Raw genomic sequence first — 7,030 nt, forward strand, 5'->3', positions numbered from 1 at the left:
GTCGCTCCTCCCGCCGGCGCGCCTTAATAGTTGGACATCCTAGTTTTATCATCCGCGGAATACCTGACAGCAGGTACATTGGTCAGTGCCCCCGTCGGCGAGGAACCTCTGCGAGCAGGCACTCGTTGACATAGCGTCGGAGAACCCGAACTTACTGCGAGAGGACATACGGTGCGGGAGACCAGCAACCCGATCTTCCGGTCGCTGCCCAAGCAACAGGGCGGCGTCGGTTACGCGCAATTCGGCTCCGGCATTGCCGGCGCCCAGCAGGTGAGCTACCAGGCTGACCCCTATCACGCTCCGCCGCAGACCGGTGTCTCGCGGCCGCTGACCATCGACGACGTCGTCACCAAGACCGGCATCACCCTGGGTGTGCTCTCGGTCGTCGCGGTCATCTCCTACTTCCTGGTCTCCACGAACGTGGCACTGGCCGGGCCGTTCACCCTCGTCGGAGCGCTCGGCGGGCTGGCCCTGGTCCTGATCGCGACCTTCGGGCGCAAGCAGGACAACCCGGCGATCGTGCTCAGCTACGCCGCCCTGGAGGGGCTGTTCCTCGGGGCGGTCTCGTGGATGTTCGGCAACGTCGTGGTCGGCGGCGGGAACGCCGGCGCGCTGATCACCCAGGCCGTGCTGGGCACCATCGGGGTGTTCTTCGGCATGCTCGTGGTCTACAAGACCGGGGCCATCCGGGTCACCCCGAAGTTCACCCGTTTCCTGGTCGCGGGCATGATCGGCGTCCTGGTCCTGATGCTCGGCAACCTCGTGCTCGGCATGTTCGGCGTAGGCGGCGGCGAGGGCATGGGGCTGCGCTCGGGCGGGCCGCTGGCGATCATCTTCTCGCTGGTGTGCATCGGGCTGGCGGCGTTCAGCTTCCTGCTCGACTTCGACTCGGCCGATCAGATGATCCGCGCCGGGGCGCCGGAGAAGGCGGCATGGGGCATCGCCCTGGGCCTGACGGTCACGCTGGTCTGGCTGTACCTGGAGATCCTGCGTCTGCTCAGTTACTTCCAGAGCGACTAGCGACACCCCGCCGAGAGTGCGCACAGATCGCTTTTCTTCCACAGAATGCGATCTGAGCGCACTTTCGGCGTCTCTGCGGCGGCCACGCTGCCGCCATGGATTCTCCGTTCCTCGGCACCGAAGCCGTCGCCGCCGGTGCGGTCCCCAAGCACGCGCTGCGCACCCGGTTCCGCCCGCTCTACCCCGGGGTCTACCTGCCGCGCGGGGTGACGCCGGACTTTCGCCAGCGCGCTGAAGGCGCCTGGCTGTGGTCGAACCGCGACGGGATCCTGTTCGGGCTGACAGCCGCGCGCCTGCACGGCGCGAAGTGGATCGACGACACCGCTCCGATCGAGGTGGCGTCCTCCTCCAATGGCCGCCCACCGCCGGGCATCCGCGTCTTCCGGGGAGAGCTGGGTGCCGACGGGCGTGACATCCGGGCCGGCCTTCCCGTCACCTCCCTGCTGCGCACCGCCTTCGACATCGGCCGCCGCGGCCGAATCGCCGACGCGGTCGCCCGGCTCGACGCACTCGGCAACGCCTCGGCGTTCCCACCGGAGGCACTCGCCGACTTCGCCGATTCCCAGCGCGGCCACCGCGGCGTCCGGCGCCTCCGCGCGGCGCTGGCCCTGCACGACCCCGGCGCGCAGTCGCCGCAGGAGACCCGGCTTCGGCTGCTCGTGCTCGGCGCCGGCTTTCCCCGGCCGCGCACCCAGATCCCGGTGCACGTCGGCGGGCGGGCCAAGTACTACCTCGACCTGGGCTGGGAGGACCGCAAGCTCGCCGCCGAGTACGACGGGGATCAGCACCGCGCCGACAGGTCCCAGTTCACGAAGGACATCACCCGCCTCGAGGAACTGGCCGACCTCGGCTGGACGGTGATCCGGGTCGCCGCCGGCATGCGCCGCGACGAGACCCTGGCCCGCATCCGCCGGGCCTGGGATGCGCCGAGCGTGCGCTGAGAGCGTGATTTCGGCGAAAAAGGCGCTCTGGGCGCACGCTCGGTGGAGGAAAGGGGGTCAGCTCAGCCGCTCGAGGACCATCGCCATGCCCTGCCCGCCGCCGACGCACATGGTCTCCACCCCGAAGGTCTTGTCGTAGGTGGACAGGTTGTTGAGCAGGGTCGCGGTGATGCGCGCCCCGGTCATGCCGAACGGATGGCCGAGGGCGATCGCCCCGCCGGAGACGTTGAGCTTGTCCTCGTCGATCCCCAGTTCGCGGGCCGAGCCGAGCACCTGCACCGCGAACGCCTCGTTGATCTCGAACAGGTCGATGTCGGAGACGGTCATCTTGGCCAGCCGCAGGGCGTTGGTGACGGCATCGATCGGGCCCAAGCCCATGATCTCCGGCGACAGGCCGGACACCCCGGTCGAGACGATCCGCGCCAGCGGGGTCAGGCCCAGTTCCTTGGCCCTGGTGTCCGACATCACCACGACGGCCGCCGCGCCGTCGTTGAGCGGGCAGGCGTTGCCGGCGGTGACGGTGCCGTCGGGGCGGAACACCGGCTGCAGCTGGCTGACCTTCTCGTAGGTGGTGCCGGCGCGCGGCCCGTCGTCGGTGGACACCACGGTGCCGTCGGGCAGCGTCACCGGGGAGATCTCCCGGGCGAAGAAGCCGCTGGCGATAGCCTCCTCGGCGCGGTTCTGGCTGCGCACCCCCCAGTGGTCCTGGTCCTCGCGGCTGATCCCGGTGGCCAGCGCGACGTTCTCGGCGGTCTGGCCCATCGCGATGTAGACATCGGGCAGCTGGCCGTCGTCGCGCGGATCGTGCCAGGAGCCCGCGCCGTCCGCGGCGGCGGCGTCGCAGCGTTCGCGCGCGGAGTTGAACTCGGCGTTGCGGGTGTCCGGCCAGGAGTCCGAGGTCCCGCGCGGGAAGCGCGACACCGTCTCGACGCCGGCCGAGACGAACGCGTGCCCCTCGCCGGCCTTGATCGCGTGGAACGCCATCCGGGTGGTCTGCAGCGACGACGAGCAGTACCGGTTGACGGTGACCCCGGGCAGCCAGTCGTAGCCCAGCATCACCGACACCACCCGGGCGATGTTGAACCCGGCCTCCCCGCCGGGCTGACCGCACCCCATGATCAGGTCGTCGAGGTCGCGGGGGTCCAGCGCCGGAACCTTGTCCAGCGCCGCGCGCACCATCTGTGCGGCGAGGTCGTCGGGCCGCATGTCGACCAGTGAGCCCTTGGCGGCGCGGCCGATCGGGGAGCGGGCGGTGGAGACGATGACGGCCTCGGGCACGGGGGACATGGCGGTGTACTCCTGGGTCGGCGTGGAAGAAGCGGGCAGAAGAAGCGGGAAGAAGCGGTAGGTGAAACCTAGCCGTCGACTGTCGCCCGCCGGCGCAGAAACCGCGTGCGCGCCGGGCTGTCGCCCGCCCAGGGCAGCTCCCCGGTCGTCCCGCCCAGCGCGTGGCGCAGCGCCGTCAGCAGCGCGTCGGCCGCCAGGGCGTAGCCCGCCGCCGACGGGTGGTAGCGGTCCTCGGAGAACATCCCCGCCGGGTCGCCGCGGAAGTGCGGCGCCATCAGGTCGGCCAGCGGCACCGGAACCCCGCCGGCGGTGGCCGCCGCTGCGGCCTGCGCGCGGGCCAGCCGTATCCCCAGGGTGCGCGCGGCCGCCCGCAGCGGCTGCGGGATGGCGGTGATGACCCCGAAGTCCGGGCAGGTTCCCACCACGACGGCCGCGCCGGCGGTGCGCAGCCGGTAGACCGCGGCGGCCAGCCGCCGCGCCGAGGGGCCGATCCCGTTGAGCGCGGTGACGTCGTTGGCGCCGATCATGATCACCGCCGCGTCCGGCGGCGGGCCGGCGACCAGCATGGCGTCGACCTGGCTGGCCAGCCCCTTCGACGTCGCGCCGACGATGGCCTTCGTCGAGAGCCGGACCAGGCCGTTGTAGTGCTCGGCCAGCCCGCGCGCCAGCAGCACCCCCGGCAGTTCCTCGGCGTCGGTGCAGCCGTAGCCGGTGGCGGTCGAGTCGCCGAAGACCATCAGATCGATGTCGAAGGCGGTGGCGCGGTCCCACCGGCGCACCGGTCCGGCGCCGGGCCCGTAGAGGCCGTCGGCGCGCGGCGGGATGTCCCAGGCCTTCGGAATGATGCTTCGCGCCTGATTGGCTTGATCGCTCAGCAAATTGCGGATCCCGACCGCGAAGCTGCCGGTCGAAGCGAGTACTCCCGCGACGGCCAGAGCTCTTGTGTGACGAAGCCGCATGGTCACGCGGATATTGTAGCCCGAAACGGGTTGAAATTGCATCGGGTGTAAGTCATTCTTGTTACGAAGCGATACCAGATGTAGCAAAATGATCAATTCCGGCTTGTGGTACGCATCACAGCTGGAATGCTGTCATCCGGGGCACCACTACAACGGCGTAGGGAGTGTTGACATGACCGCACCGAGCAAGGTCCCGCAGCCTGCCGCGCGGGGGGTCCGCACGGGTGCCACCCGGCCGCCGCGCCGCTACCCGGTCAGCGACTGCGCGCCGGTCGAGGTGATCGAGGACGGCCCGGGTGTCGCCGGCCGGCTGATCTCGCTGGGCGCCCGGCTGACGATGTGGCCGGCGCTGGCCGTGCTCAGCCACGTCCCGCACCTGCCCTGGCCGTTCGGCCTGGTGGACGTCGTCGCCCGGGCGCTGCTGCCCACCCCGGGCACGGTGCGCGCCACCGTCGGGCTGCCGAACGCCTCGGCGCAGCTGGTGCGCGCCCCCGGGGTGCTGCCCGCCGACGGCCACCGCCGCGTGGTGCTCTACATGCACGGCGGCGGCTTCATGACGTGCGGGGTGAACTCGCACAGCCGCATCGCCGGGGCGCTGTCGACGTTCGCCGACTCACCGGTACTGGTGGTCGACTACCGGCTGATCCCGAAGCACTCCATCGGGATGGCGATCGACGACTGCCACGACGCCTACCGGTGGCTGCGGCTGCGCGGTTACGAGCCCGAGCAGATCGTGCTCGCCGGCGATTCGGCCGGGGGCTACCTGGCGCTGTCGCTGGCGCAGCGGCTGCAGGCGGAGGGCGAGACCCCCGCGGCGATGGTGGCGATCTCGCCGCTGCTGCAACTGGAGAAGGACCAGAAGCTGCGCCACCCGAACATCTACACCGACGCGATGTTCCCCCCGAAGGCGTTCGAGGCGCTGGTCGCCCTGGTCGCCCGCGCGGCGGCCAAGAACGTCGTCGACGGCGAACCCGAGGACGTCTACGAGCCGCTGGATCACATCGAGCCGGGCCTGCCGCGCACCCTGATCCACGTGTCGGGTTCGGAGGTGCTGCTGCACGACGCCCGGCTGGCCGCCCGCCGGCTGGCCGCCGCCGGCGTGCCGACCGAGGTGCGGGTGTGGCCCGGCCAGATCCACGACTTCCAGCTGGCCGCCCCGCTGGTGCCCGAGGCCACCCGGTCGCTGCGCCAGATCGGGGAGTACATCCGCGAGGCCACCGGCTGAGCGACTCTGACACGATGGAGCCATGCGTATCGCGCGGCACGTCAGTGAGCTCATCGGCAACACCCCGCTGGTCCGGCTGAACTCGGTCGTCCCGGCCGGTTCGGCCGCGGTGGCCGCCAAGCTCGAGTACCTCAACCCGGGCGGCAGCGCCAAGGACCGCATCGCGATCAAGATGATCGAGGCGGCCGAGGCCAGCGGTCAGCTCAAGCCGGGCGGCACCATCGTCGAACCCACCTCGGGCAACACCGGGGTGGGGCTGGCGCTGGTGGCCCAGCGACGCGGCTACCAGTGCGTGTTCGTCTGCCCGGATAAGGTCAGCGAGGACAAGCAGAACGTGCTGCGCGCCTACGGCGCGGAGGTCGTCGTGTGCCCGACGTCCGTGCCGCCGGAGCACCCGGACAGCTACTACAGCGTCTCCGACCGGCTGGTCGCGGAGATCGAGGGCGCCTGGAAACCCGACCAGTACTCCAATCCCAACGGGCCGGCCAGCCACTACGAGACGACCGGCCCGGAGATCTGGGCCGACACCGACGGCACGGTCACCCACTTCGTCGCCGGTGTGGGCACCGGCGGCACCATCACCGGCGCCGGGCGCTACCTCAAGGAGGCGTCGGGGGGGCGGGTGCAGGTCGTGGGTGCGGACCCGGAGGGCTCGGTGTACTCGGGCGGCAGCGGGCGGCCGTATCTGGTGGAGGGCGTGGGGGAGGACTTCTGGCCGCAGGCCTACGACCCGGGGATACCCGACCGCATCGTCGCCGTCTCCGACGCCGACTCCTTCGACATGACTCGGCGGCTGGCCCGCGAGGAGGGTCTACTGGTCGGCGGCTCGTGCGGGATGGCGGTGGTGGCGGCGCTGAAAGTGGCCGAGGAGGCCGGGCCCGACGCCCTGGTGGTGGTGCTGCTGCCCGACGGCGGGCGCGGCTACCTGTCGAAGATCTTCAACGACGCGTGGATGTCGTCCTACGGATTCCTGCGCAGACCGCTGGACGACTCGCTGCCCGAGCCGACCGTCGGCGACATCCTGCGCGGTAAGTCCGGCGCGCTGCCCGACCTGGTGCACACCCACCCGTCGGAGACGGTGCGCGACGCCATCGGCATCCTGCGCGAGTACGGCGTCTCCCAGATGCCGGTGGTCGGTGCCGAACCGCCGGTGATGGCCGGTGAGGTGGCCGGCAGCGTGTCCGAGCGCGAGCTGCTCTCGGCGGTGTTCGAGGGCCGGGCCCAACTCGCCGATGCGGTGTCGGTGCACATGAGCCCGCCGCTGCCGTTGATCGGCGCGGGCGATCAGCTCGGCGCGGCGGCCAAGGCGCTGCGCGAGGCCGACGCGCTGATGGTGGTGGAGGGCGGCAAGCCCCTGGGTGTGATCACCCGCCACGATCTGCTCGGGTTCCTCTCCGAGGGACCGCGCCGGCGCTGAGCGGGTAGGGTTGGGCGGTTCGACGTACCGGCTCAGCGCGAAAGGCCATCATGTCCCATCCCGACTCGCCGAATCCCGAGCGCAGCGGACCGCCGTCCGGCGGCTTCCCCCCGCCGGGCAACTATCCGCCTCCGCCGCCGGGCAACTATCCGCCGCCGCCCCCGCCGGGGTACTACCCCCC

The 7,030-nt window shown here is 71.1% G+C and carries 6 protein-coding genes; 4 read left to right on the plus strand and 2 right to left on the minus strand.

All coding sequences use genetic code 11. The features are described from left to right. Positions 1-171 precede the first annotated feature (171 nt). The gene (locus tag ACKOB8_RS08775; protein WP_526376825.1) at positions 172-1,020 is read left to right on the plus strand and encodes a Bax inhibitor-1/YccA family protein; all 849 of its coding nucleotides are present in this window, start codon (positions 172-174) and stop codon (positions 1,018-1,020) included. Between the two features lie 95 nt (positions 1,021-1,115). Further along, positions 1,116-1,961: a DUF559 domain-containing protein gene (locus ACKOB8_RS08780; protein ID WP_526376826.1), complete on the plus strand. Its 846-nt coding sequence runs from the start codon at positions 1,116-1,118 to the stop codon at positions 1,959-1,961. 57 nt (positions 1,962-2,018) lie between these two features. Here the strand turns inward: ACKOB8_RS08780 and ACKOB8_RS08785 are convergent, their stop codons facing one another. Next, positions 2,019-3,239, minus strand: a complete 1,221-nt coding sequence (locus tag ACKOB8_RS08785) for an acetyl-CoA C-acetyltransferase (RefSeq protein WP_526376830.1) — start codon at positions 3,237-3,239, stop codon at positions 2,019-2,021. A gap of 77 nt (positions 3,240-3,316) precedes the next feature. Continuing rightward, positions 3,317-4,207, minus strand: a complete 891-nt coding sequence (locus ACKOB8_RS08790; protein ID WP_526376831.1) for an SGNH/GDSL hydrolase family protein — start codon at positions 4,205-4,207, stop codon at positions 3,317-3,319. A 172-nt stretch (positions 4,208-4,379) separates the two neighbouring features. On the opposite strand from ACKOB8_RS08790, the gene ACKOB8_RS08795 reads away from it, so the two are divergent. Together ACKOB8_RS08795 and ACKOB8_RS08800 are read left to right on the plus strand one after the other, a co-directional pair. Beyond that, positions 4,380-5,432 (plus strand): alpha/beta hydrolase, encoded by a 1,053-nt coding sequence (locus ACKOB8_RS08795; RefSeq protein WP_526376827.1) that lies wholly within the window; start codon positions 4,380-4,382, stop codon positions 5,430-5,432. A gap of 22 nt (positions 5,433-5,454) precedes the next feature. After that, the gene (locus tag ACKOB8_RS08800) at positions 5,455-6,849 is read left to right on the plus strand and encodes a cystathionine beta-synthase (protein WP_526376828.1); all 1,395 of its coding nucleotides are present in this window, start codon (positions 5,455-5,457) and stop codon (positions 6,847-6,849) included. The last annotated feature ends 181 nt before the right edge of the window (positions 6,850-7,030 follow it).

This window comes from Mycobacterium sp. (genome assembly GCF_046091765.1).
GTDB lineage: Bacteria > Actinomycetota > Actinomycetes > Mycobacteriales > Mycobacteriaceae > Mycobacterium.